Genomic DNA, 25,705 nt, shown 5'->3' with positions numbered 1-25,705 from the left:
ACGGTGGCTTCGCGCCACCACAACACGAATGCGCGACCAAGCGTCAGGGCTGCCCCGGGGATGGTCCGGATCCCTGCCCTAGACCAAGATCCGGACCAGGAAGTGGTCCAACTGCATCCGAGTCGGCGAGCGGAGCTTCAAGAGGTCCACTGCGACCACACGGCCAGATCAGCGAGTCACCTGGGCACTGAAGTGCCGAGCGCTTGGGCCGCTCGTTCCCGGCCCCCTTCCGATCGGCGGCGCGGTCCGGCTAGCCAGGCAATGCGATGCCGAGGTGGACTGAGAGCTGTTGAAGAACCAGTCCGCCTACGGCTGCTCGGCACGAAGGCCGTTGTCCGCGCAGATCCTCGGCCACTCGGGATGACCAGCCCCTCCCCCTAGCCGAAGAACGGGAACGACTGCGGATTCGTGCCGGACTCAACAAGGTCCGGGCCATTCCGGGCCAAGGAATCAATCCTGGCCTCCACCGAGGGAATCTTTGCTGGTCAACGGATCGCCAACCGTGTACGACCAGCAGACGAAGAACCTGCCGGTGACCGCCCCTCGGCCCTCGGGTTCGGCAGCCGCTCACGCGACCAGACACACGACGTCTGATCACACTGTTGACCTGCAACAACGCACCGAATCTGGCGAAAGGAAGGCAAATTCGACCCGGATTCGACCTCGCCCCCTCCTATCGCGGCAACGACCAGCCTTGATCTGCAACTCTGCGAATTCTGCCGCTGTACCAGCCGTTCTGTTCGAGATGGAGCCGACCCGCATCCGGTATCCGGCAACCATCCGGGCGCGACATGCCGGGCGAGTCGGCCACAACCAGTCCGCCTCGCGTAACGCGCGTCGCGCTCGGGTAGGCCGGCCCGAGCGGACGCCGCTGGGGCGTAGCGCACGCCCCTCGACCGGAACGCGCCGCCGCTGGGCCTGCGCGCCCCGTAGATCGCTTCCAGGATCTCAGACCGACGCGGAGCCGACGAGCCCGGAGAAACCGCGATCTCACCGGAATGGAGAGTGAGATCCAGGGGTCCGGTTTCGTCTGTGTGGCGTAGTCCTTGGACTTCGAGCCCCGGTGCGCCGCGGAGTGGTGCGGTCCGGGGAGACGTGTTCGCTACCCCCGGTCATCAGGGTGACGGCTTCGCCCGTCAGGGTCGAGCACGGCGGGCTGTTCGGCCACCACGATGAGCCGTACAGCATGGGAGAGTCCCGCGCTGCGGACACGATCTGCTGCTGGGCCGTCGACAACTCGCGCACGAGCCGAGCCGGGTCGACCACCGGGTACCCAAGTCGCACGAAAGGTTGCGTTGTTGACTCTTCGAGGCGGTCTTTCCGCGTACGACGAAAGACCAGGCCGACGATGGCCTCGCCGGTGCGGTTGCCGCCCTCGCGGATCAGGTCCAGCACGATGGCGTCACTCGCGGCGGTCAGGATGCCGTTCGCCTCGTACCGCGAGGTGAGTTCCGTCGACCGACCCTGCTCAACCGCCTCCACGGTGTCCCAAGCGAGGGTCGTCCCGCTGAAGCGGGCTTCCAGGCTGCCCCGTTCGCCGTGGGCGCACGGGCGTCCGTCACCCCGCGCGGGGGACCTCACCGCCACCGACGACGCCAGTGTCGACCTGGACACAGAAGATGTGAACTCCCTCAACTGCCCAGCCACGGGCGAGACTTACCTGAGCACCATACAAGGGCCCTCGCGGAGGTCCATGAACTCGTTGAGGTATGGCAGTTCCGGGGCGTACCGGATGTTGCGAGAGCGCCGGCTGCCTCGCGAGGCGGCGGGGCAGCCGGCCACGCCACCCGCCTACCACCCGTCTCCTGGATGGCCCCTGCCGCCCGGCAGGTCGGTCTCAGCCAGGAACCGCCATTCCCGCGCCGTCGCGCATCAGCCGTCCCGCCTGAAGACATTTCCGCAGGACATGATCACGAAAGGCGTGCACCACCACCAGCGAAGAATCCGCTGGTGAGCCCCCTGCGCCTGGCAGTCGACCACAGCCACTCAGCGCCTCTTCAGCGGCTCATCGGTCCGACTGCTCGTCGCGCCGTCCCCGTACACGAGGCGAACCAGCACGTGACCTCACACCGCCCTGACCAGCGGCGACACGCTCAACACCCTAAAAGGGTGCGGATTCGACCCGGATTCGACCCGAGGGCCCCAGACTCCAAAACGATCAGTAGTTGACCTGCAATGATGCTGATTCTTGCCGCTGTACCGAGCATCCATCAACAGACGGGTATCACATTTGCAATTAAGTGGACATGTTTGGGCGATTAACGCTACGCAGTGAGTAGTCGCACTCGCCGTCGCCCTCTCCGGCTAACCCAAGCGCGAACCGAACAGCAGCACCACCCGGGCTACCTACTCTGGCGACTGGGGGCTGACAGAACAGGGCTCTGACCAGCCTCTTTACAGAAGTCCTTCCGCCTGGCAGAAGCCGCCTTGCCGAACCGATACAAGCCTCACGACCCTGATTCCAACCACGGCACGCGGGGCGCCGGAGCCCCGCCGACAGGGACGGGAACTGCCATGCCGCACATCACCGCTTTTGCCAGAAACCAGTGGTACGTCGCCGCCTACAGCCATGAGGTCGGCCGCGAGGAGCTTCTCGGTCGTACGATCCTCGGCGAGCCCCTCGTCTTCTACCGGACCGAGGAGGACGGCACGCCGGTCGCGCTCGCCGACCGCTGTGTGCACCGCCGGTTCCCGCTGCACGAGAAGCCCAGCCGGCTCGACGGCGACAAACTCGTGTGCGGGTACCACGGGTTCACGTACGACACGACCGGTACGTGCGTGTACGTGCCGGGGCAGAAGCGCATACCCCGCACCGCCCGTGTCGCCTCCTACCCCGTGGTCGAGCAGGACTCCCTGGTGTGGGTGTGGATCGGCGACCCGGCGCTCGCGGACGCCGACACCATTCCGCGGGCCCGGCACCTCGACGCGCCCGGCTGGGTCACCGTCCGCGGCATGGAGCCGATCGACGCCGACTACGGGCTGCTCGTCGACAACCTCCTCGACCTCTCCCACGAGACGTATCTGCACGGCGGCTACATCGGCACCCCCGAGGTCGCCGAGACGCCGATCACCACCGAGGTCGACGAGGGCGCCGGCATCGTGCGGGTCAGCCGGCACATGGACGACGCCGAGTGCCCGCCGTTCTACGCCAACTCCACCGGCATCCAGGGCCGGATCACACGCTGGCAGGACATCGAGTACCACGCGCCCTGCCTGTATCTGCTGCACAGCCGGATCGCGCCGGTCGGCGTCCTGCCGGAGGCGGACGGCAGTGACCCGAACGGCTTCCACACCGAGATCACGTACGCGATCACGCCGTCGACGGACGGCAAGGTGTACGACTTCTGGGCCGTCTCGCGCGACTGGGCGACGCAGGACACCGAGGTCACCGAGTTCATGCGGAGCAACAACCACACCGTGGTCATGCAGGACGTGGTCGCGCTCAACCTGCTGTACAAGACGCTCGGCACCGAACGCACCGGTTACCAGGAGCTGAGCATCAACATCGACACCGGCGGCCTGGCCGCCCGCCGTATCCTCGCCCGTCTGGTCGAGGAGGGCGACAAGCCCGTGGAGAAGGTCCTGTGAGCAGCAGCCCCACCGGCGAGATCTACCGCATCGACTGGCTGCCGGGCACCGACGTCCTGCACGGCACCTGTCACTGCGGCGCCGAGCACAGCGCCCAGGATCCGATCGAGATGTGGGAGTGGATGCTCGCCCACCCCGAAGGACACTCCCCCAGCGCGCCCCAAGGAAACAGCTCATGACCGTGTACGAAGCCGAACTCGTCGTCGACCGCCGCGAGTTCGCGGCCGACGGCGTGCTCGCCCTCACCCTGCGCCATCCGCTCGGCGAGGACCTGCCGGCCTGGGAGCCGGGCGCCCATGTCGACGTCGTGCTCGGGCCGGAGCTGGAGCGGCAGTACTCGCTGTGCGGCGACCCGGCGGACCGGTCCGTGTGGCGGATCGCCGTGCTGCGCGAGCCCGACGGGCGGGGCGGATCCGCGCATGTGCACGAGCAGTTGGGGCAGGGCGACAAAGTGCGGGTGCGCGGGCCGCGCAACCATTTCCGGTTGGAGTCCGCGCCTCGCTACCGGTTCATCGCCGGCGGTATCGGCATCACGCCGATCCTGCCGATGCTGGCCGCGGCGGAGGCAGCCGGCGCGGAGTGGACGCTGCTGTACGGCGGTCGCACCCGCAACTCCATAGCATTTACTGGGGAGTTGGGGCGGTACGGCGACCGGGTGACCGTCGCCCCGCAGGACGAGACCGGACTGCTGGACCTTGCTTCCGTGCTGGACGACATCCCCGACGGCACGCTGGTGTACTGCTGCGGTCCAGGGCCGCTGCTGGACGCGGTCGAGGAGCGCTGCCCGGCCGAGCGGCTGCGGGTCGAGCGGTTCTCGCCGAAGGCCCAACAGGTCGGCGAGAGCAGCGAGTTCGAGGTCGAGCTGGCGCAGAGCGGCCGTACGGTGACGGTCGCGCCGGACGTCTCCGTGCTCGACGCCGTGCGCGCCGCCGGTGTCGAGGTGCTGTTCTCCTGCACCGAGGGCACCTGCGGCACCTGCGAGACCGACGTCCTCGAAGGCACCCCGGACCACCGGGACTCGGTGCTCACCGACGAGGAGCGGGAGAGCGGGGAGACCATGATGATCTGTGTGTCCCGCTGCCGCGGAGGGAGGCTCGTCCTCGACCTCTGACGCGTCGGCCGCAGGGCTCCGCCAAAGTGTCAACAATTTCGTCAGCCGAGCCATTGACCGCGCAGGACGCGTGGCTCTAGGTTCCGTGCACGCCAGTTGGGCATTACTGTGCGGTGCGCGCACAGCCTGTCGGAACACCGTTGTCTGCACAGGAGGAGCCATGCGTCGTCTGCTCGCCGGTCTCACCACCGGCGCCTTGTTGCTCGCCGCGACGGCCTGTGGCTCGTCGGGTGGCGGCTCGTCGAGCGGGAGCACGTCGTCCGGGGGCATCACCACGGTCAAGGTAGGGCTCATCCCGATCGTCGATGTCGCGCCCCTCTATCTCGGCGAGAAGAAGGGCTTCTACGAGAAGCAGGGGCTGAAGCTGTCACCGACACTGGCGGCGGGCGGGGCCGCCATCGTGCCCGCGGTGGCTTCCGGGCAGTATCAGTTCGGCTTCTCCAACGTGTTCTCCCTGATGCTCGCCCAGTCCAACGGCGTCTCCCTGAAGGCGATTTCGAATGGGGTCGCCTCAACAGGGGTGCAGGGCAAGGACTTCGGCGCAACGCTGGTGAAGAAGGACAGCTCCATCAAGTCGGCGAAGGACCTGGAGGGCAAGAAGGTCGCCGTCAACACCCTCAAGAACGTGGTCGAGTTGTCGGTCCGGGAGTCGGTGAAGAAGGCGGGCGGCGACCCGGACAAGGTGAAGTTCGTCGAGATCCCCTTCGACCAGATGCCGGTCGCGCTGGACAAGGGACAGGTCGACGCCGCGATGGCCGTGGAACCCGCGCTCACCACCATCAAGGACCAGGGCGGCCGGGAGATCTCCTCGCCGCTGGTCGACGTGGCGCCGGACCTCACCGTCGCCATGTACTTCACGTCGACGCAGTACGCGCAGAAGAACCCGGCCGTGGTGAAGAAGTTCCGGACGGCCACCGCCGAGTCCCTCGCCTACGCGGACGCCCACCCCGACGAGGTACGCCAGATCGTCGCCACGTACACCAAGGTCCCGGCGTCGGTGCTGGCCAAGGTGACCCTGCCGAAGTGGCCGGCCGGCGCGAACCGCGCCTCGATCGAGACACAGGCCAAGCTCGGCCAGGAGTTCGGCTTCTTCAAGAAGGCGCCCGACCTCGACACGCTGCTGCCGTGAGGGGTGCGAACGCCGCCCTCGGTGCGGCCGGACTCGCGGCCTTCCTCGCCCTGGGCGAGGCGGTGCCGCGGCTCGGCCTCGTCAAGGAGGCCTACTTCCCGCCGACCAGCCGTATCGCCTCCGCCCTCGGGGACGAACTCGCCGACGGCGCCTTCTGGTCGGCGCTCGGCGACACCCTCACCGGCTGGGCGATCGGCCTCGCCATCGCGGTCGGCGCGGGTGTCGTCGTCGGCGTGCTGATCTCGATCGTGCCGTATCTGCGCGAGGCGACGGCCTCGACGATCGAGTTCCTGCGCCCGATTCCCTCGGTCGCCCTGATTCCCCTGGCGGTGCTCCTCTACGGCTCCGAACTCCGCTCCGTGCTCCTGCTGGTGGTGTACGCGTCCTTCTGGCAGGTCCTCATCCAGACCCTTTACGGCGTCCAGGACGTCGACCCGGTCGCCGAGGAGACGGCGCGGTCGTACGGTCTCGGCACCTGGGCCCGGGTCCGCCATGTGCTGTGGCCGACGGCACTGCCGTACGTCATGACGGGTGTGCGGCTCGCCGCGGCGGTGGCGCTGATCCTCGCCATCACCGCCGAACTCGTCATCGGCGCACCGGGGTTGGGCGCGCGGATCGCGGTCGCGCAGACCTCCCAGGCCGTGCCGGAGATGTATGCGCTCGTCGTGGTCGCCGGGCTGCTGGGGCTGCTCATCAACGTGGGCGCGCGTGCGGTGGAGCGGCGGGCTCTGGTGTGGCACCAGTCGGTGCGCGGGGAGGTGGCGGTGTGAGGCGTCTGCTGCTGCGGCTGCTGTTCGTGGTCGCGCTGCCCGCGGTGCTGGTCGCCGTGTGGTGGGCCGGGTCCGACGGCAGCACGGACCCGTTCTGGCCTCCCCTGCGGACGATCCTGAAGACCTTCCCGGACGTCTGGACCGGCGAACGCCTGCGCACGGACGTGGTCCCGAGCCTGCTCCGGCTCACGGCCGGCTTTGCGGCGGCGGCCGTCGCCGGCATCGCGCTCGGCACGCTCATCGGCTCCTACCGGCGGGTGCGCGCGGTGTGCGAACCGGTCCTGGAGTTTCTGCGGGCGGTGCCGCCGCCCGTCCTCGTCCCGGTCATCATGCTGTTCGCGGGCATCGGCGACACGATGAAGATCGTCGTGATCGCGAGCGGTTGTGTCTGGCCGATCCTGCTCAACACGGTCGAGGGCGTGCGCGCGGTCGACCCGGTGATGCTGGAGACGGCCCGCTCCTACGGCATCACCGGCCTCGCCCGGCTGCGCAACCTGGTCCTGCGCTCGGCGAGTCCGCAGATCTTCGCGGGCCTGCGCCAGGCCCTCTCCATCGGCATCATCCTGATGGTCATCAGCGAGATGATCGCGGCCAGCAACGGCATCGGCTTCACCGTCGTCCAGTTCCAGCGCAGCTTCGCCGTCCCCGACATGTGGACGGGGATCCTCGTCCTCGGCCTGCTCGGTTTCCTGCTCTCCGTCGTGTTCCAGCTCGTCGAGCGCCGGGTGCTCGGCTGGTACCACGGCCTGCGCGCGTCCACCCGAAGGTCCACGTGAACCTCGCGAAAGGGCGGTCCATGCTCGACGTACACGGCCTGCGGAAGGTCTACGAGCAGTCCGGCCGCCGCGTGGAGGCGGTGCGCGACCTCACCTTCACGGTCGAGGCCGGCGAACTGGTCTGTCTGGTCGGCCCGTCGGGCTGCGGCAAGACGACCCTGCTGAAGTGCGTGGGCGGACTGCTCGCGCCGACGTCGGGCCAAGTACTGCTCGCGGGAAAGCCGGTGAGCGGACCGCCGCCCGGGATGGCGTTCGTCTTCCAGGAGTACGGGCGCAGTCTGTTCCCGTGGATGCGGGTGGGCGAGAACGTCGAACTCCCCCTGAAGCAGAAGGACTTGAGCACATCCCGCCGCAAGGAGCTCGTCGCGGACGCACTGGAGTCCGTCGGCCTCTCGGACGCGGTCGGCGCATACCCGTGGCAGCTGTCCGGCGGTATGCAGCAGCGCGTCGCCATCGCGCGGGCGCTGGCGTACGAGCCCGACATCCTGCTGATGGATGAGCCGTTCGCGGCGGTCGACGCACAGACACGAGCCGACCTGGAGGACCTGGTACGGCGGCTGTGGCGGGAGCGCGGGATGACGATCCTGTTCGTCACGCACGACATCGACGAGGCCGTGTACCTCGGCGAGCGGGTCGTCGTGCTGTCCGCCTCCCCCACCGTCGTGCAGGAACAGCTGAAGGTCGATCTGCCCGACGAGCGCGACCAGTTGCACACACGGGTGGCCCCGCGCTTCGCCGAGCTGCGGACCCATGTGTACGAGCAGATCCAGGCGGCGAAGCGCGGGGACGAGCAGGACGCGGTCACGAAGTCAGATACGCCTCCACCTCGCTGAACTGGCCAGCGGGCCAGCCCGTGTTGGCGCTGACGGACAGACGCAGATAGCGCAGGTTCGTGCTCGCGGGCAGGGAGACGGTGGCCGTGTTGCCGCTCGCCGGGTCGAAGCGGTAGTCGGCTGAGCCGACCGCGGTCGAGTAGTTCGAGCCGTCCGTGCTGCCCAGCACGGTGATGGTCTGCGTGCGCGCGCCCCACGCGGACGACGGCGGCAGCTTCAGCACCAGGCGCCGGACCGCGTACGACGAGCCCAGGTCGACCGTCCAGGCCTGCGGGAAGGCGTTGTTGGTGGACTCCCAGTAGCTGTTGGCGTCACCGTCGACCGCCTTGCCGGGGGTGTAGACGTCCTGGGAGCCGGTCGCGGTGGCCGGGCGGCCCTTGGCGAGGTTGCGGCTCGGGTCCGGGTCCGGGTTGCCCTGGCCGGGCTGGGGCCAGGTCGAGCAGTCCGACCAGGTGCTGCGCCAGCCGGAGTTGCCGCCGCCGTCGGTGAGGGTGAAGGTGCCCGAGCTCGCCGGGTAGGGGCAGTTGTAGATGCCGGCGGCGCCGACGCCCGTCGCCGTGACGTTGCGGAAGGTGGCCGCGCCCTGTGCCTCGGCCTGGACGACGACCGTGCCGGTGTTCTTGACGGTCGCGCCGTCCACGGTGACGTTGCGGACGGGGTAGCCCTGCCCGCCGCCGGAGACGAACTCGAAGGCGCTGTACGGGCTGTCGGTGACCGTCGTGTTGGTGATGTCGACCGTGGCGTTGATGGCGCTGTCGTAGGAGTCGACGCGCAGCGCGCCCATCGGGTGGTTCCAGTTGGGGTTCATCGCGCCGGCGCGGACGAGCGTGTTGCCGTCGACCGTGATCGTGCCGGACAGCGGGGAGAACGGGTCGAGGAACTTCTGGTTGGAGATCGCGATGCCGCTGCCGAGGGCGTTGGTGTCCGAGACCAGGTTGTTCTTGACGGCGATGTCGGTGCCGCCGTAGATCGCGATGCCGTTGGCGAGGTTCGGCTGCGAGATGGTGTTGTTCTCGAAGCTGCTGTTCGTGTCGGCCGAGTACAGCGACCACATCGCAAGGGCGTCGTCGCCCTGGTTGCGCAGGAAGTTGTTGCGGACGCGGACCCCGCGGGCATTGCCGTTGAGGTTGAGGCCGTCGGCGGTGGTGTCGAGGATGCGGTTGTTCTCGACGACCAGGTTGTCGTTGTTGCCCATCAGCCAGAGGCCGACCTTGAGGTGCTGCAGCCACATGCCGGAGACCGAACTGTTGGGCCCCAGCGAGCCGTTGACGAAGTTGTCCGGGTTGGAGTCGACGCGCTCGGTGACCTCGCCGATCACCGCGAAGTCCTTGATGTGCACGCCTCCGGAGGAGCTGGACTGGTCGATGAAGCGGGAGGTGTGCACGACCGAGTACCAGCTGCCGGCGCCCTGCAGGGTGACGTTCTGCACGCCGCTGAGCGAGGACGTCAGCTTGTAGTCGCCCGGCGGGATCCAGACCACTCCCCCTTGGGCGGCGGAGATGGCGTCCCGGAAGGCTTGCGTGGAGTCGCCGTTGCCGCTGGGGTCGGCGCCCTTGGAGGTGACCGAGACCGAGCCGGCGGGCTGGCCGGCGGCCGCGTCCACCGGCTCGAAGTCGGCGACGTCGACGGTGACTTGGGTGCCCGTCGACTCGAAGGCGACCTTGTCGCCCGCCTGCACGCTCTGCCCGAGCAGGAGACGGGTGTTGTCGAAGAAGTGGTGCGTTTTGGCGCCGGGGATCCAACCGGTGTCGATGTACGAGTACTTGGATGTCACCGGGAGCGTCTTGGCGAGCTTGGTGCCGTTGACGTACACGTCGAGCGAGCCGGACTGGCCGTCCGGGACGCTGTAGGCGACGTTCACGGCGTTCGACGCGCGCGGCACGGTGAACTCGACGCGCTGGCCTGAGGTGAGCCGTACGGCCTGGCGTCCGGAGGCCTCGGAGGCGAGGGTGCCCTGGGTGTAGTCGGGGCCGATCTTGGTGCCGGTGGTGGTCGCCGACTCGGCCTCGACGGAGGTGAAGGGGAGGGTGGCGCCGGAGGCTGCGTGGGCGGCGGGGGCGAGGGTGACGAGCATGCCGGCGGAGAGGGCGACGACCGCGCCGATCGCCGGCATGCGCCTGACAGATCTGGTCCTGTGCATGTGCTGATCCCTTCGGGGTGGGGGTGCGGGGATAGCGGGGTGGTGGGGTGGTGCGGTCGGGTGCGCTTTCAGGCGCGCAGCCAGACCGCGGTGTCCTGCGGCAGACGGCCGTCCGGGGTCAACGGGCCGCTGGCGAGGAGGAGTTGAGTGTGGGGAGGGAGATCGGTCGGCGTATCCGCGAGGTTGACCACGCACACGGCACCCTTGGCTCGGCTGAACGCGAGCACGCCCGAGGGTGCGGTCAGCCAGGTGAGCGGCTCGTCGCCGAAGACGGGGCGGATCGTGATCGCCATGCGGTAGAGGCCGAGCATCGAGCCGGGGTTCTGCGCCTGACGGTCGACCGCGTATGACGCCCAGTCCTCGGGCAGCGGCAGCCACGGCTCCTCGCGGGAACCGAAGCCCGCATACGGTTCCCGCGAGGACCACGGCAGCGGGACCCGGCAGCCGTCGCGGCCCGGGTCGGTGCCGCCGGAGCGGAAGTGCATCGGGTCCTCGATGCGGTCGCGGGGGATGTCGGCCTCGGGCAGGCCCAGTTCCTCGCCCTGGTAGATGTAGAAGGCGCCGGGCAGGGCGAGCGACAGCAGGGCGGCCGCGCGGGCGCGCCGGGTGCCGAGGGCGAGGTCGGTCGGCGTGCCGAAGGCCTTGGTGGTGAAGTCGAAGCCGGTGTCCGTGCGGCCGTAGCGGGTCACCGTCCGCGTGACGTCGTGGTTGCACAGCACCCAGGTGGCCGGGGCGCCCACGGGCGCGTGCTCGGCGAGCGTCTCGTCGATGGACGTACGCAGCCTGTCGGCGTCCCAAGGGCAGGTCATGAAGGCGAAGTTGAAGGCGGTGTGCAGTTCGTCGGGGCGCAGATAGCGGGCGAAGCGTTCGGAGTCGGGGAGCCAGACCTCGCCGACGAAGACGCCGTCGTACTCGTCGGCGATCGTGCGCCAGGACCGGTAGATGTCGTGGAGTTCGTCGCGGTCCACGTACGGGTGCGGGTCTCGGCCCTCGACGAAGTCCGGCAGGGCGGGGTCCTTGGCGGGGAGGGCGGCCGAGTCGATGCGGACTCCGGCGACGCCCCGCTCGAACCAGAAGCGCAGGATGTCCTCGTGCTCCTGGCGGACGGCCGGGTGGGCCCAGTTCAGGTCCGGCTGTTCGGGGGCGAAGAGGTGCAAGTACCAGTCACCGTCGGGCAGTTGGGTCCAGGCGGGGCCGCCGAACTGGGACGTCCAGTCGTTGGGCGGGCGTTCGCCGTGGGCTCCGCGGCCGGGGCGGACGTGGAAGAGCTCGCGCTCCGGGCCGCCGGCGAGGGCGGCGCGGAACCAGGGGTGCCGGTCGGAGACGTGGTTCGGGACGATGTCGACGATGGTGCGGATGCCGAGCTCTCGGGCCTCGGCGATCAGCTTCTCGGCCTCGGCGAGCGTGCCGAAGGACGGGTCGATGGCACGGTAGTCGGCGACGTCGTAGCCGCCGTCCTTCATCGGCGAGAGGTACCAGGGGCTGAACCACAGGGCGTCCACGCCGAGTTCGGCGAGGTACGGCAGCTTCGACCGGACGCCCGCGAGGTCGCCGGTGCCGTCGCCGTCGCCGTCGGCGAAGCTGCGGACGTACACCTGGTAGATGACGGCGGAGCGCCACCACTCCTTCTGGGCATGGCGGGGCTGTCCCACTGTGCTTGCCTTTCTGTCGGAGGGAGGGCGTCAGCCCTTGGTGCTGCCCGCGCTGATCCCGGCGATGATGTGTCGCTGGAAGAGCAGGAACAGGGCGACCATCGGGATGCTGGCGATCACCATCGCCGCGATGAGCACGGTCAGTTGGATGTTCTGCGACAGCTGGACGAGTGCCACGCTGATGGGCTGTTTGTCGGTGTCGGAGAAGACCATCAGCGGCCAGAGGAAGTCCTGCCACACGGCCACCAGGGCGAAGATCGACACGACGCCGAGCACCGGCCGCGACATGGGCAGCACGATCGACCACAGGGTGCGCAGCTTCCCCGCGCCGTCGATCTCGGCGGCCTCCAGCACATCGCGCGGGATCTGGTCGAAGAACCGCTTGAGCAGGTAGAGGTTGAAGGCATTGGCGACGGCCGGGAGCCAGATCGCGAGGGGGTCGTTGAGCAGGCTGGTGTGGATCAGCGGCAGGTCGGCGACGGTGAGGTACTTCGGTACGACGAGGGCCTGGGCCGGGACCATGAGCGTGGCGAGGATGCCGCCGAGGATCAACTTGCCGAAGGCGGGCCGCAGTTTGGACAGGGCGTAGGCGGCGGCCGTGCAGAAGACCAGCTGGAACGCCCAGGCTCCGGCCGCCTGCACCACCGTGTTCCACAGGTGCTGCGGCAGCTGCATCAGGTCCCAGGCGTCGGTGTAGCCGCCGAGGTGCCAGTGCTTGGGAATGATGGTGGGCGGGGTCTGCGCCACCTCGTCCGGCGACTTCATCGCGCCGGTCACCATCCAGTAGACGGGGAAGAGGAAGGCGAGGGCGAAGAGCAGGACCACGCCGCTGAACACCGTCCAGTAGACGGCCCTTCCGCGGGGGCGGGCGAGCGTGGCCGGGGAGACGAGGGTCCGGGTGCTCATGTGTCCCCCTCGGTGCGGGTGAGCCGCAGATAGAGCGCCGAGAACGCGCCGAGCAGGACGAGAAGCATGACGCTGAGCGCGCAGGCGCCGCCGAAGTCGTTGTAGAGGAAGGCGTACTTGTAGATCAGGTAGAGGACGGTGACCGTGGCGTTCTCCGGGCCGCCCCCGGTGATCACGAACGGCTCGGTGAACACCTGCATCGTCGCGATGATCTGCAGGAGCATCAGCATCAGGATGACGAACCTGGTCTGCGGGACGGTCACATGCCGGATGCGCTGGAGCAGGTTCGCGCCGTCGAGTTCCGCGGCCTCGTAGAGCTCGCCGGGGATGGACTGGAGGGCGGCCAGGTAGATCAGGACGGTGCCGCCCATGTTGGCCCAAGTCGCCACGATCACAAGGGAGATGAGGGCGGTGTCGGCGCCGTTGGACCAGTTCGAGGTGGACAGGTGCAGAAAGCGCAGCGCCTCGTTGGCGAGGCCGGCCCCGGGGTCGTAGAACCACTTCCAGAGCAGGGCGCTGACCACCGGCGGGATCATCACCGGCAGATAGACCACGACCCTGAAGAAGGCCTGGGCGTGCCGGAGCTCATTGAGGACGAGGGCCATCACGAACGGGATCGCGAAGCCGATGAGCAGGGCGAGCAGGGTGAAGGTGAGGGTGTTGCGCCAGGCGGCGGTGAACTCCGGGTCGTGCCAGACGCGGGTGAAGTTGGCGGTGCCGACCCACTCGGGCGGTGAGCCCGGCGTGTACTTCTGGAAGGCGATCACGACCGCGCGGATCGCGGGATACCAGGAGAACAGGGCGAAGCAGATCAGGCCGCCGAGGAGGAAGGCGTAGGCGCGGGCCTGTTCGGCGAGGCGGCGCCGCCTCCGGTCCCCTGCCGGAGGCGGCGCCTGGACCGGACGGACGGCGACCTTGCCGACCGGTTGCCGCTCGGCCGTCTTCGTCATCGCCGGTCAGCCCCGGGCCAGGATGCTGTCGATCTTGCCGGAGGCATCCTTGAGGAGCTGGTCGATGTCGGCGTCCTTCTTGGTGAGGACGGCGGAGACGGTGCCGTCGAGGACGGAGTAGATCTGCTGGGCGTCCGGCGGCTCGATCTTCATCCGGAGGGTGTGGTTGCCGTCCAGGAAGGACTGGTAGTTCGCCACCGGCACATTGGCGTTGGCCTTCTTGACCTGCTGGTCCTTGGCGTCGGCGGCGCCGGTGAACAGGCGCGGCTCGGGCAGTCCGACCGGCGCGTCCGCCTTCTTGGCGCGGGCGTAGTCGCCGAGGAATCCCGTGCCCGGGGTGAGGAACATGTGGTCCAGCCACTTCAGGCCGGCGTGGATCTGGGCGGGCGTGTCGTGCTTGTTGAACATGTAGCCGTCGCCGCCGATGAGCGTGCCCTTGCCGCCGGGCATCGGAGCGAGGGCGAGGTCCTTGTAGTTGCCGCCCTTCTCCTTCACCAGGATCGGAATGTTGTCCGGCGCGGACAGATACATGCCGAGCTTGCCCGAACCCATCATCTGCTGGACGTCGTTGATGACCAGGAGCTGCTTGCTGCCCATCGAGTTGTCGGTCCAGCGCATGTCGTGCAGGTTCTGCAGGACGGCACGGCCCTCGGGGGTGTCGATGGTGGCTTTCTTGCCGTCGGCGCTTACGACGTCGCCGCCCTGGGAGTACAGCTCGGCGGTGAAGTGCCAACCGCCTTGGTTCTGGGCGCTGTAGTCGGCGTAGCCGACGGTGCCGTTGCCGAGGGCTGCGATCTTCTTGGCGTCGGCGCGGACCTCGTCCCAGGTCGCCGGGGCCTGGTCGGGGTCGAGGCCGGCCTTCTCGAAGAGCTTGCGGTTGTAGATCAGGCCCATCGAGTAGCCGGTGCGCGGGATGCCGTAGATCTTCCCGTCGACGGTGTAGATGTCGCGCAGCTGCTTCTGGAGGGTGCCGTAGCTCTTCAACTCCTTGATGTACGGCGTGAGATCGGCCGCCTGGTGGATGTCGACGACATGCCCCGCGTCGGTGAAGTACGTGTAGAAGACGTCCTCCATCTGCCCGCCGGCGAGCTTGGCGTCGAAGGTCTTGGGGTCCTGGCAGGGGAACGCGTCGTGGGCGACGACGTCGATGTCCGGGTTCCGCTTCTCGAAGGAGGCGATGTCCTGCTCGAAGAAGCCGCGGTCGACCTTGGCGCTCTTGGGCGGCTCGCAGTTGACGGTGATTCGGGTCTTGCCGCTCGCCGAGTCGTCGCTCGACCCGCAGGCGGACGCGGTGAGGGCAAGAGAACAGACGCTGAGCGCGACGCATGTACGGCGGAACCCGGTGCTTCTCATCGGTGGACCCCTCGTGGCAGGAGCGGTGGGCGCCGCACACTCAAGCACCGCCGACATCGGTCCGCAAGATGTCACGCGAAATTTGAAATTATTCAACAGCCGTGCGGAACTCAGGGACGAGGCACTTGGGCAGTCGACCCCCGGACCACCAACTCGGGCTCGAACAGCAGCTCTTCGGGGGTTACGGAACTGCCGCTGATCTGCGTGTTCAGCAGCTCCACGGCTGCCCTTCCCATGGCCTCGATCGGCTGGCGGACGGTGGTGAGCGGGGGTTCGGTGCAGTTCATGAACGCGGAGTCGTCATAGCCGACGACCGACACCTGCGAGGGGACGTCCAGGCCCTTGCGGCGGGCGGCCCTGACCGCTCCGAGCGCCAGGGGGTCGCTGGCGCAGATGATGCCGGTGACGCCACGGTCGATCAGCCGGGAGGCCGCGGCGTGGCCGCCCTCGATCGAGAACATGGCGCGGGCCACGTGCTCGTCGGGCAGCTCCCCCATGGTCTGCGCCGCGGCCAGCTTGCGCGCCGACGGCACATGGTCGGCGGGACCCAGCACCAGCCCGATCCGCTCGTGCCCCAGCGAGGCCAGATGCCGCCAGGCCTGCTCCACCGCCACCGCGTCGTCGCAGGAGACGCCCGGGAAGCCGAGGTCGTCGATGGAGGCGTTGACCAGCACCACCGGGACGCCCCGCTCGGCCAACTGCCGGTAGTGGTCGTGCGGGGCATCGGCCTGGGCGTACAGACCGCCGGCGAACACGACGCCGGAGACCTGCTGTTGCAGCAGCAGCTCCACGTAGTCCGCCTCGGAGACGCCGCCCTTGGTCTGCGTGCACAGCACCGGCGTCAGGCCCAGCTGGGCGAGGGCCCCGCCGATCACCTCGGCGAACGCCGGGAAGATCGGGTTCTGCAGCTCGGGCAGTACGAGGCCGACGAGCCGGGCGCGTTCGCCGCGCAGCTGCGTGGGCCGCTCGTAGCCGAGGACGTCCAGGGCGGACAGCACCGCCCGCCGGGTGGCCTCCGAGACCCCGGGCTTGCCGTTGAGCACCCGGCTGACCGTGGCCTCGCTGACCCCGACCTTCTTCGCCACCTCAGCAAGTCGTCGCGTCATGCGCGCAAGAATAGCGCAAGAAACGCAAGCGGCTTGCGTAAATGCGTCAGTCTTCCTTGTGGGCCGCCCACAGACCGCGGACGTGGCCGAGGTGCCGGGTGATCACCTCGCGCACCGCCTCCTCGTCCCGCGCGATCAGCGCATCGAGGAGTTCGAGGTGCTCCTCGGCGGAGGCCTGCAACCGCTTCGCCTCCAGCAGGGCGGTCAGTCCGTACAGGCGTGACCGCTGCCGCAAGTCCCGTACGACTTCCACGAGATGCTCGTTGCCGGCCAGGGCGAGCAGGCCGAGGTGGAAGTGCAGGTCGGCCTCGACATAGTCGATGAGGTTGCCTCTGGCGGCCGAGGTGACGATCTCCATGGCGAACGGGCGGAGCGCCTTCAGGTCGTCGAGGTCGGCGGTGGCAGCGAGGCCGACGGTCGTCGGGATCTCGATCAGGGACCGGATGTGGGTGTACTCGTCGAGCTGTTTCTCGGACACCTCGGTGACCCGGAAGCCCTTGTTCGGGACGATCTCGACCATGCCCTCCTTCACCAGCTCGAGCATCGCCTCGCGCACCGGAGTCGCGGAGACGCCCAGGCGGGGGGCGAGGGCCGGCGCCGAGTACACCTGGCCGGGGCGCAGCTCACCGGAGATCAGAGCGGCCCGCAGCACGTCCACGACCTTCTCCCGGAAGTTGGGCTTCCTGCCGCCGAGGGAAGGGATGGCAGGTCGTTGCTGCTGGGCCATGGTGGTCGTCCTCCTAGGGTCACCGGACATTATCGGGGTCGTCTACAGCACGAATCCCGCCGGGAACGGATCCTCCGGGTCCAGCAGGTACTGCGCGGTCCCGGTGATCCAGGCGCGGCCGGTGAAGCTGGGCAGGACGGCGGGGCGGCCGGCGACCTCGGTCGTGCCGAGGAGGCGGCCGGTGAAACGGGTGCCGATGAAGGACTCGTTGACGAACTCGGTGTGCAGCGGGAGTTCGCCGCGTGCATGCAGCTGCGCCATGCGCGCGCTCGTCCCGGTGCCGCAGGGCGAGCGGTCGAACCAGCCGGGGTGGATCGCCATCGCGTGCCGTGAGTGGCGGGCGTTGGAACCGGGGGCGTAGAGGTGGACGTGGTGGCAGCCGCGGATGGACGGGTCCTCGGGGTGGACGGGCTCGTCCTCGGCGTTGATGGCGTCCATGAGGGCCAGGCCCGCGGCGAGGATGTCGTCCTTGCGGGAGCGGTCGAAGGGGAGGCCGAACTGGTCCAGCGGGAGAATGGCGTAGAAGTTGCCGCCGTATGCCAGGTCATATGTCACTGACCGCCCGTCGGCCAACACCGCCTTGCGGTCGAGCCCGACCGCGAACGACGGCACGTTCCTCAGCGTCACCGACCTGGCCGCGCCGCCCTCCACCGCCACCTCGGCGACCACGACTCCGGCCGGGGTGTCCAGGCGGATCGTGGTGACCGGTTCGACGACCTCGACCATGCCGGTCTCGACGAGCACCGTCGCGACGCCGATCGTGCCGTGCCCGCACATCGGCAGATAGCCGGACACCTCGATGTAGACGACGCCCCAGTCGCAGTCGGCCCGGGCCGGCGGCTGGAGGATCGCGCCGCTCATCGCGGAGTGCCCGCGCGGCTCGTTCATCAGCAACTGCTTGATGTCGTCGCGGTGTTCGCGGAAGTACAGCCGCCGCTCGTTCATCGTCGCGCCGGGGATGGTCCCGATCCCGCCGGTGATCACGCGGGTGGGCATGCCCTCGGTGTGCGAGTCGACGGCGTGCAGGACGAGTCTGCTGCGCATGGTCCAACTCCCTCTGGATTCAGGCGAGTCCGGCGGCGACGGCCTTTTCGGTGGCCGCGCGGACGGCCGCCTCCTGTTCGGGCAGCAGCGGCATACGGGGCGGCCGGACGGGGCCGCCGCGCCGCCCGACGATGTCCATGGACAGCTTGATCGCCTGCACGAACTCCACCTGGGAGTCCCAGCGCAACAGCGGGTGCAGCTGCCGGTAGAGGCGGTTCGCGGTGGCCAGGTCTCCGTCGACCGCCGCGTGGTACAGCTCCACGCTCGCGGCGGGCAGGGCGTTCGGGTAACCGGCCACCCAGCCCTTCGCACCCGCGATCGCCAGCTCCAGCAGCACGTCGTCGGCGCCGATCAACAGGTCCAGTTCCGGGGCGAGTTCGGCGATCCGGTAGGCGCGGCGGACGTCCCCGGAGAACTCCTTGACGGCGTGGATGTAGCCCTCCGCGTGCAGCTTCGCGAGGAGTTCCGGTACGAGGTCGACCTTGGTGTCGATCGGGTTGTTGTACGCCACGACCGGCACCCCCGCCTTCGCGACCTCCGCGTAGTGGGCGAGCACCGAACGCTCGTCGGCGCGGTAGGCGTTGGGCGGCAGCAGCATCACCGCGTGGCAGCCGGCGTCGCGGGCCTGCTCGGCCCAGCGACGGGACTCCGCGGACCCGTACGCGGCGACGCCGGGCATCACGCGCTGCCCGCCGATCGCGGCGACGGCCGTCTCGACGACCTTGGCCCGTTCCTCGGGGGTGAGCACCTGGTACTCCCCCAGCGAGCCGTTGGGGACGACGCCGTCGCAGCCGTTCTCGACGAGCCAGGCGCAGTGCTCGGCGTACTGGTCGCGGTTCACGGAGAGGTCGTCGTTCAGCGGCAGCGCGGTGGCGACGAGGACTCCGCGCCAGGGGCGGTGGTCGGTCATGAGGATCCTCTCTCGGTGGGGTGAGTGTGCTCGTGGGCGAGGACGCCGAGCGGTACGGGGCGGGCGAACGGCCGCCGGGACGGGGTGAGTTCGCACCCGGCGAGCCCGGCGACCGCGGGTGCGCACATCCGGCCCTGGCACCAGCCCATGCCGGCCCGGGTCAGCAGCTTCGCGGTACGTACGTCGCCGGCGCCGAGCTCAGCCACGGCCTCGCGGACGGCGCCCGCGGTGACCTCCTCGCAGCGGCAGACGACGGTGTCGTCAGTGACCTGCTCGGTCCAGTGGGCGGGCGGGGCGTACACGGAGTCGAGCGCGGCGGCGAACTCCCGCAGCCGCGTACGGGTCCTGGCGGCCGCGGCCCACTCGCGCGGGTCCGGTGCCCGGCCCCGGAGGCGGGCCGCGGCGGAGCGTCCGGCGATGTGGCCCTCGGCCAGCGCGAGGGCCGAGCCGCCGATGCCGGTGGTCTCGCCCGCGGCCCACACGCCGGACACATCGGTACGCTGCTCGTCGTCGACGTGGACGTCCATCGCGTCGAGGCGGCAGCCGAGGGTCTCGGCGAGGTCGGTGTGCGGGAGCATGCCGTGGCCGACAGCGAGGGTGTCGCAGGGGATGCGGCGCCCGGTGCCGGGCCGGATGTGCCCTGCGCCGTCGAGAGCGGCAACCGTCACCGCCTCCAGCCGCTCGGTGCCGTGCCCCTCGACGACGGTGTGCCGGGCGAGGGTGCGCACGCGGTGGCGGGCCAACTGGGCGGCGTACCGGGCCCCTTCGGCGAGCTTGCCGGGCTGTGCCGCCAGTGCCAAGGTCCGTCGTACGAACGCCTTGGGGTCGGCGGACTCCACGAGCGCTGCCACTTCCACTCCCGCCGCGGCGAGGCCGGTCGCGACCGGGAGCAGCAGCGGCCCGGTCCCGGCGACCACGGCGATGCGTCCGGACACCGCGAGGGTTCCCTTGAGCATGGCCTGGGCGCCGCCCGCGGTGACGACGCCGGGGAGGGTCCAGCCGGGGAAGGGCAGCACCTTCTCGTACCCGCCGGTGGCCAGGAGCACGGCGTCGGCGTGCACGGCAACGGGGTCCTCCTGCTCGGGGCCGAGCAGGGCGTGCACGGTGAACCGGCCGGGGTGCCGTTCGACGAACCAGATGTGATGGTCCGTCAAGTGCCTTGCTGTGCCTGCCTTTACGTGTGTGTCCAGTCCGTCCCGCAGGCGCTCCCACGTCCGCCAGTCGTGGTGCAGCGCCTGGGGTCGGTGGGCGCGCAGTTCGGCGGCGGGCCGGCGGTAGAACTGTCCGCCCGCCTGCGCGGCCGAGTCGAGGAGCGTGACCCGCACGCCGTGCGCCGCGGCAGCCACGGTCGCGGCCAGGCCCGCCGGGCCCGCGCCGATGACGGCGAGGTGAGGTCGGTCAGTCATCGTGGCCGGTCCCCTCCTGGGTGCGGATCGCGTCGCCGGGCTGCACGGGAACCAGGCAAGCCCGTTGCCCCGGGCGGTCGTTGACGGTCACCAGGCAGTCGAAGCAGACGCCGATCCCGCAGAAGACTCCGCGCGGGCGGCCCATGGCCCGGGTCGTGCGCCACGATGTGACGCCCGCCGCCCAGAGCGCGGCGGCGACCGTCTGGCCGGGCAGCGCCTCGATCTCACGGCCGTCCAGGGTGACCGTGAAGGCGGGGCGCGGGTGGGCCTGTGCGAGGTCGAGTGGGGAGCTCACGTGGTCTCCTCGGGGGATCGGTCGGGGAATCGGTCGGGGCGGAACGGATGCAGGTCCAGGTCTGGCGTCTTCGCGGTCAGGGTCTGTGCGATCAGGTGCCCGGTACCGGTGGCGAGCCCGATGCCCGCGCCCTCGTGCCCGCAGGCGTGGAAGAGGCCGGGGACCCTGGGGTCGGCGCCGATGGCGGGCAGGTGGTCGGGCATGTACGGGCGGAAGCCTGCGTAGGAGCGGATGGCGCGGACGTCGGCCAGGAAGGGGAACAACCGGGTCGCGCCCGCCGCGAGGGCGCGCAGGGCCGGCATTGAGAACGACCGGTCGAAGCCGACCCGTTCACGGCTCGCGCCGATCAGGATCGGTCCCGCCGCCGTGCCCTCCACGACCGGCGAGGTCTGCAGCGCGGCCGAGTCGCTGGCCACGTCGGCCACGTAGTCGGCGGCGTACACCTTGTGGTGGACCATGCGCGGGAGCGGTTCGGTGACGAGGACGAAGCCGCGCCGCGGGAGAACGGGCAGGTGCGTGCCCGCGAGGGCGGCGAGGTCGGCGCCCCAGGTGCCGGCCGCGTTGACGACGGCCGGGGTGTGGATGTCGCCGTTGTCGGTGCGCACTCCTCGCACGGTCCCGTCCGCCCTGCGCAGGACATCGGTCACCGTGCGGCCGGTGAACAGGCGGGCGCCGGAGGCCCGGACCAGGTGGGCGGCGGCGAGGGCGGGCATGACCTGGGAGTCCTGCGGGTAGTGCACGGCGCCGGGCAGGCCCGGGGCGAGGTGGGGTTCGAGACCGTACAGTGCGTCGCCCGCGACGAGTTCGGCGACGACTCCGGCCGCCCGCTGCTCCACGGCGAAGCGCTCCAGCGCGATGAGGCTGCCGGGGGACGTGGCCACTACGACGCCGCCCTTGGCCTCGTACTCGATGGCCGCCCCGAGCTCCTGGGCCAGTTCGGCCCACAGGTGGTTGGAGAGGAGTGCGAGGTCGAGCTCGGGGCCGGGTTCCTTGTCGGAGACGAGGAGGTTGCCCTCGCCCGCGCCGGTGGTGCCGCCGGCGACGGGGCCGCGGTCCACGATGATGACGTCCAGGCCCGCGCGGGAGGCGTACAGGGCGCAGGCGGCGCCTGTCATGCCGGCTCCGACGACCACGACGTCGCAGGTCAGTGGCTGACTCACGTCAGTACTATGTCACATATCACTGTCGGTGGATACGGCGACGGGCAGCCGCGTTTGAATCCTCCCCTCCCTCAAGGGAGGGGATTCCTGGCTCAGGCGGCCACCTGGAGCAACGCCCCAGGTGGTCTTGTGCGTGCGGAGTTCTTGTCCCGTGGGCTCACGGTCCCGCATGCGGTGCAGGTGTGGGTGCGCTCACCCAGCGGCTGGGGGTCCCCCCACGCCCTTAAGGCAGTGGGGGAGCGTGCTTGGCTCTCGCTCCGCAGTGCGCGCAGTCCATCGTGGTGTGCGCGGGGTGCACCAGGTGCACGGCACGGCCGTGCTTGCGGCCCATCTCGATCAAGGCCTGCTTGGTGGCGCCGATGGCGGCGTCGGCGGCCTTCTTGGCCATGGTGGTCTTGGCAAGGAACTTCGGCTTGAAGTCCTCGACGGCTAAGGCGTCATGGTCGGTCACCACGGACTTGGCCCATTTGCAGCCGGTGTCCTGACACCGGCGTGCGACCTTCTTGCATGCCTTGGCGCGCAGCCGCTTCGCCGAGCCTCCCCTTGGCCTTCCTGCCTTGCTCGGCGTGCGGGAGGTCATGGGTGTCGGATGTGGTGGTGGCGGTCTCCTTCACGCCCCAGTCGATGCCGATCACCGCACCGGCCCGGCGTGCCATGGGCAGCCGGTCTTTGATGTCTTTCTGGGCCTTGGCGCGGGACTTGCCGAAGTCTCTGATGATCTGCTGCTGCGGCACCGAGGAGCCCTCGCGCAGCCACGGGGTCGCCTTGCGCGCCTCGGTCAGCATCTTGTCGAGCTGCGCCGCGCCGCACGTCCGTTTGCCCCCGGTGGCCTTGTTGCGCAGGTGCACGGCCTTGGACTTGGCCACGCACTCGTTCCACACCCACCGGCACCGATCCCACTCCGCCATCAGGGCTCCGCGGGCAGTGGACGAGACACGAAGCCGGAACGTGTATCGGGCGTGCCCCACGCCGTCCTCCGCCACGCCATCGCCCCCTCAGGTTCTGGCCTCCCGACCCCTGCCTGACGACCATACGTGCGAGATCCGCACGCCCACGCCCCCCCCTCCCACCACCATCACCCCAACCGGCGAGCTGGGGCACACGCGTTCGCATCGCCCGCTCCGCCGGGCAGGCCGCAGCGGCGCGCCGCGCCCGGGAAGCCGGATGCGGCGACGCTCCGCTTCGCCGTCACGGCATGTGATGCCTCCCCGGCGTGAACGCCGAGACCTCCACGCCGACACGGCGCACCTGCCGGCCCGGGTGGCCGCCGAGGGCCGCCGCCCCGCGACCGTGGACCTCGCCGCACTGCGCCCCGGCCTCCATCTGCGCCTCGCCCGCCCTCTGCTCCGACGAGTACAGCCTCACGCTGTCCGCGCCGGTCGAGATGGAGGGGCGGTTCGCGGGAGTCGCCGCGGCGGACGTGTATCTACGGCACTTCGAGGCGGCCGTGATGCCGATGCTGCGCCGGCTGCCCGGGCCGGCGCATCTGGTGAACGCGCGCGGGCGGGTGACGGCCTCCGCCGACCCCGCCCATCTCGCCGGATCCCTCACCAAGGGGCCCGACTTCGCCGCCGTACTGGAGCGGGCGCGACCCGCACGGTACCGCGGGCTGCGGATGGTCCCCTGCCGGGACATCCCGCTCGTCCTGGTGATCTCCGCGCGCTGACGGTAGCGGCGGTCAGAGTCTGTTCACCGGCCCTCAGACCTCGGGGGCCGGCACCACCCTCAGGTGCGCCGCCGCATGCCGGGCCTTGCGGGCCTTGGGCCGGTCGCGGCGCGTCTCCCGCAGCACCAGGGTCATGCGCGTGTACCCCATGTCCTGCAGCGTCCTGGGCGTCTCGTCCACCACGCGGCAGTCGGTGGCGCCCCAGCGCGGATCGGGGTGCGTCAGGGGGCGTACGGCGCCGTCGTGTGCCAGGGCCTGTTCGCCGACCGCGCGGATCCAGTGCGGCAGGCCGTGCCGGTAGGCGGCCTCCATGATCGGGTCCTGGGCGATGTCGCGGCGGATGGCCTGCAGCCCGTGGTCGTGGCTGTAGCGCTCCACGGCGGCGGCGAAGTGCGCCAGCATCGGCAGGCACCAGCTGGACTCGTGCTCGCCGAGGACCGTGCCCGCGTCCGGGTGGAACAGGACGAATCTGAGGAAGTTGTCGACCGGCATCGCCGTCGGATGCGGGCCCACCTCACGGAAAAGTGACGCGAAAGCATTGTTGGAGAGAACGACGTCCCAGCGGTGGTCGAGGACGACGGATGGAAAGGGAACTGCCTCCAGGAGGGCGGCGTAGTCCTGCAGATACGCCTGGGCCTCAAGACTCTCGGGGACGGGCCGCGGTGCCGGACGCTGCCCTCCTGCCTGATACGCCATCGGGAGGTCACCCCTCTTGCCTCTGCGGCCTTCACGCGGCGCCTTGATCCTGCGGCCCCGACTCAAGTCGTGTCAACTATCGTGGCATTTCGTGGTTGTTGACGGCTGAAATTGGCCACAGTTGTGGCGACACCTGGATACGAGTTCGAACTACCCGGTAATCTCCGTCGAGTTCGCGGCAACCGCTTGTGAGAAGCCTGTGAGAAACGTAGGAGATCTGTCGGTGACGGATGGCTTCGAAGGTCCGGGCACCACGGCTACGACCGCTGCGCTATCGGCCGTCGTCGCTCGCGTCACCGCGCTCGCCGACCGGCTCGGCGTGGCGCACGCGGAGGTCTTCGCCACCGGCCGCCTGTCCGCCGCCTCGGGCGTCCCCGAGCCCGTGGTCAGGGCGCTGCTGAACGGCCGGCCGGCGGGCGAACCCGACGTGCAGTCGCGGTTCCTGCAGCGGCTGGACCTGCTGCGCCGCACCCGGCTCAAGCCCAACGGGCGCAAGTACACACAGCAGGAGATCGCCGACGGCGCCGGCATGTCGCGGCAGCAGGCGGGCGCGCTGATCAACGGCGACCGACGCCCCACCATGGAGCATTGCGACGCCATCCAGCGCTTCTTCCGGGTGCACGCCGGATTCCTCACGGCCGAGGACCCCGAGGCCCTCACGGGCGCCCTGCAGAGCACCGAGCAGGAACTCCTGCACAAGCTCGCCGAACGGGAGGCGGCCGCGGCCTTGGACGACCCGCTGGAACGGCTGCTGCAGGACCACGGCGTCCGCGGGATCGCCTGGCGGGCCGCGCAACTGCCCACCGACCAGCACCGCGACAAGGTGGCGGAGTGGCTGGACATGCTCCTGGAGAGCGTCAAGCGGCCCGAGTCGTGAGCCGGGGGAGAGCTGTGGGCATCGGAAGGGAAATGCGCCGCCTGTGCGGCGAACTGGTCGCGGAACTCGCGCTGGCCGCGCCCGCACGGCCCGACGACCTGTACGGCGCGCTGTGCGCCGCGATGAGCAGGAGGCGCGGCCGGCCGGTCCACTTCCGCACGGCCGCCTTCCCGACCGGAACGGCGAGCGGGCTGTGGCTCGACATGACCGACCAGGACCTCGTCGTGATCGAGGAACGGACCGCGCCGGACCACCAGTTGGTGATCCTCGGCCACGAGCTGTGGCACATGAACGCCGGGCACTGCGGTCATCACGTCGAGGGCGCCAGGGTCGCGGCCCGCCTGCTCAGCGACGACGCGGATCTGCGGGCCACCGTCCGCAAGGTGGCCGCCCGCAGCCGTTTCGACCTGTCCGACGAGCAGGAGGCCGAGACCTTCGGCCTGCTCCTCGCCAGCAAGTGCCGCACCTGGCTGACGGGTTCGGGGCTGCGGGGGCCGGTGCAGCGCGATCATCTGGCGGGGCGGATCGAGGCGTCGTTGGGGTATCTGGGACCGCAGGGGTAACGCCCCCCGCGCACAGTGGTATGTCACATTGCATTCCATTGGTAGAT

At 69.8% G+C, this 25,705-nt stretch carries 22 protein-coding genes and 2 pseudogenes; 10 read left to right on the top strand and 14 right to left on the bottom strand.

The window, feature by feature from the left end; translation table 11 throughout:
- Nucleotides 1-2,514: 2,514 nt before the first annotated feature.
- The 7 genes from P2Q00_RS01970 (at nt 2,515) to P2Q00_RS01940 (ending at nt 8,207) form a co-directional block, all read left to right on the top strand.
- Nucleotides 2,515-3,588: an aromatic ring-hydroxylating dioxygenase subunit alpha gene (locus P2Q00_RS01970; RefSeq protein ID WP_275768802.1), complete on the top strand. Its 1,074-nt coding sequence runs from the start codon at nt 2,515-2,517 to the stop codon at nt 3,586-3,588.
- Nucleotides 3,585-3,767, top strand: coding sequence for a hypothetical protein (locus tag P2Q00_RS01965; RefSeq protein WP_275768800.1), 183 nt, complete (start codon nt 3,585-3,587; stop codon nt 3,765-3,767). The genes P2Q00_RS01970 and P2Q00_RS01965 overlap by 4 nt, the downstream gene beginning before the upstream one ends.
- On the top strand, nt 3,764-4,699 hold the full coding sequence (locus P2Q00_RS01960) for a PDR/VanB family oxidoreductase (RefSeq protein ID WP_275768799.1): 936 nt from the start codon (nt 3,764-3,766) through the stop codon (nt 4,697-4,699). Before P2Q00_RS01965 ends, P2Q00_RS01960 begins: the two co-directional genes overlap by 4 nt.
- 160 nt (nt 4,700-4,859) lie before the next feature.
- Complete coding sequence (locus P2Q00_RS01955) at nt 4,860-5,828, top strand: ABC transporter substrate-binding protein (protein WP_275768798.1); 969 nt, start codon at nt 4,860-4,862, stop codon at nt 5,826-5,828.
- Nucleotides 5,825-6,598, top strand: a complete 774-nt coding sequence (locus tag P2Q00_RS01950; RefSeq protein ID WP_275768797.1) for an ABC transporter permease — start codon at nt 5,825-5,827, stop codon at nt 6,596-6,598. The genes P2Q00_RS01955 and P2Q00_RS01950 overlap by 4 nt, the downstream gene beginning before the upstream one ends.
- The gene (locus P2Q00_RS01945) at nt 6,595-7,374 is read left to right on the top strand and encodes an ABC transporter permease (RefSeq protein ID WP_275768796.1); all 780 of its coding nucleotides are present in this window, start codon (nt 6,595-6,597) and stop codon (nt 7,372-7,374) included. The genes P2Q00_RS01950 and P2Q00_RS01945 overlap by 4 nt, the downstream gene beginning before the upstream one ends.
- 20 nt (nt 7,375-7,394) lie before the next feature.
- Complete coding sequence (locus P2Q00_RS01940) at nt 7,395-8,207, top strand: ABC transporter ATP-binding protein (RefSeq protein ID WP_275768795.1); 813 nt, start codon at nt 7,395-7,397, stop codon at nt 8,205-8,207.
- Here P2Q00_RS01940 and P2Q00_RS01935 read toward each other — a convergent pair.
- From P2Q00_RS01935 to P2Q00_RS01875, 13 genes and pseudogenes are all read right to left on the bottom strand, one after another.
- A complete protein-coding gene (locus P2Q00_RS01935) occupies nt 8,176-10,347 on the bottom strand; it encodes a discoidin domain-containing protein (protein WP_275768793.1) in 2,172 nt (723 codons plus the stop codon). The genes P2Q00_RS01940 and P2Q00_RS01935 overlap by 32 nt on opposite strands.
- Nucleotides 10,348-10,415: 68 nt before the next feature.
- The gene (locus P2Q00_RS01930; RefSeq protein ID WP_275768791.1) at nt 10,416-11,999 is read right to left on the bottom strand and encodes a glycoside hydrolase family 13 protein; all 1,584 of its coding nucleotides are present in this window, start codon (nt 11,997-11,999) and stop codon (nt 10,416-10,418) included.
- Between the two features lie 30 nt (nt 12,000-12,029).
- Nucleotides 12,030-12,905: a carbohydrate ABC transporter permease gene (locus P2Q00_RS01925; RefSeq protein ID WP_275768789.1), complete on the bottom strand. Its 876-nt coding sequence runs from the start codon at nt 12,903-12,905 to the stop codon at nt 12,030-12,032.
- Entirely contained in the window at nt 12,902-13,855 is a 954-nt protein-coding gene (locus P2Q00_RS01920) for a carbohydrate ABC transporter permease (RefSeq protein ID WP_275768788.1), read from the bottom strand. Before P2Q00_RS01920 ends, P2Q00_RS01925 begins: the two co-directional genes overlap by 4 nt.
- Nucleotides 13,856-13,861: 6 nt before the next feature.
- Nucleotides 13,862-15,208, bottom strand: coding sequence for an ABC transporter substrate-binding protein (locus P2Q00_RS01915; RefSeq protein ID WP_275768787.1), 1,347 nt, complete (start codon nt 15,206-15,208; stop codon nt 13,862-13,864).
- A gap of 110 nt (nt 15,209-15,318) precedes the next feature.
- Nucleotides 15,319-16,314, bottom strand: a complete 996-nt coding sequence (locus P2Q00_RS01910) for a LacI family DNA-binding transcriptional regulator (protein ID WP_275768786.1) — start codon at nt 16,312-16,314, stop codon at nt 15,319-15,321.
- 46 nt (nt 16,315-16,360) lie between these two features.
- Entirely contained in the window at nt 16,361-17,041 is a 681-nt protein-coding gene (locus tag P2Q00_RS01905; protein ID WP_275768784.1) for a GntR family transcriptional regulator, read from the bottom strand.
- Between the two features lie 42 nt (nt 17,042-17,083).
- Nucleotides 17,084-18,085, bottom strand: coding sequence for a proline racemase family protein (locus P2Q00_RS01900; RefSeq protein ID WP_275768782.1), 1,002 nt, complete (start codon nt 18,083-18,085; stop codon nt 17,084-17,086).
- Between the two features lie 19 nt (nt 18,086-18,104).
- Nucleotides 18,105-18,995 (bottom strand): dihydrodipicolinate synthase family protein, encoded by an 891-nt coding sequence (locus P2Q00_RS01895; RefSeq protein WP_275768780.1) that lies wholly within the window; start codon nt 18,993-18,995, stop codon nt 18,105-18,107.
- Complete coding sequence (locus tag P2Q00_RS01890) at nt 18,992-20,401, bottom strand: FAD-dependent oxidoreductase (protein ID WP_275768778.1); 1,410 nt, start codon at nt 20,399-20,401, stop codon at nt 18,992-18,994. Before P2Q00_RS01890 ends, P2Q00_RS01895 begins: the two co-directional genes overlap by 4 nt.
- On the bottom strand, nt 20,394-20,696 hold the full coding sequence (locus tag P2Q00_RS01885; RefSeq protein ID WP_275768777.1) for a (2Fe-2S)-binding protein: 303 nt from the start codon (nt 20,694-20,696) through the stop codon (nt 20,394-20,396). The genes P2Q00_RS01890 and P2Q00_RS01885 overlap by 8 nt, the downstream gene beginning before the upstream one ends.
- The gene (locus P2Q00_RS01880; RefSeq protein ID WP_275768776.1) at nt 20,693-21,856 is read right to left on the bottom strand and encodes an NAD(P)/FAD-dependent oxidoreductase; all 1,164 of its coding nucleotides are present in this window, start codon (nt 21,854-21,856) and stop codon (nt 20,693-20,695) included. Before P2Q00_RS01880 ends, P2Q00_RS01885 begins: the two co-directional genes overlap by 4 nt.
- A 92-nt stretch (nt 21,857-21,948) precedes the next feature.
- Nucleotides 21,949-22,764, bottom strand: a pseudogene (locus P2Q00_RS01875) (RNA-guided endonuclease InsQ/TnpB family protein).
- Between the two features lie 325 nt (nt 22,765-23,089).
- Here P2Q00_RS01875 and P2Q00_RS01870 point away from each other — a divergent pair.
- Nucleotides 23,090-23,522 (top strand): annotated as a pseudogene (locus P2Q00_RS01870) (hypothetical protein); the annotation flags it as partial.
- A 33-nt stretch (nt 23,523-23,555) separates the two neighbouring features.
- On the opposite strand, the gene P2Q00_RS01865 reads toward P2Q00_RS01870, so the two are convergent.
- On the bottom strand, nt 23,556-24,218 hold the full coding sequence (locus tag P2Q00_RS01865; RefSeq protein ID WP_275768775.1) for an MmyB family transcriptional regulator: 663 nt from the start codon (nt 24,216-24,218) through the stop codon (nt 23,556-23,558).
- Between the two features lie 223 nt (nt 24,219-24,441).
- Here P2Q00_RS01865 and P2Q00_RS01860 point away from each other — a divergent pair, with 223 nt between their 5' ends.
- Both P2Q00_RS01860 and P2Q00_RS01855 read left to right on the top strand, forming a co-directional pair.
- Nucleotides 24,442-25,095, top strand: coding sequence for a helix-turn-helix domain-containing protein (locus tag P2Q00_RS01860; RefSeq protein ID WP_275768774.1), 654 nt, complete (start codon nt 24,442-24,444; stop codon nt 25,093-25,095).
- Between the two features lie 32 nt (nt 25,096-25,127).
- Complete coding sequence (locus P2Q00_RS01855) at nt 25,128-25,658, top strand: toxin-antitoxin system, toxin component (protein WP_275769468.1); 531 nt, start codon at nt 25,128-25,130, stop codon at nt 25,656-25,658.
- The last annotated feature ends 47 nt before the right edge of the window (nt 25,659-25,705 follow it).

Source organism: Streptomyces coacervatus (genome assembly GCF_029223485.1).
In the GTDB taxonomy this organism is placed as follows: Bacteria; Actinomycetota; Actinomycetes; order Streptomycetales; family Streptomycetaceae; genus Streptomyces; species Streptomyces coacervatus.
The sequence above is the reverse complement of the archived record's forward strand: the minus strand, read 5'-3'. Positions and strand labels throughout refer to the sequence as shown.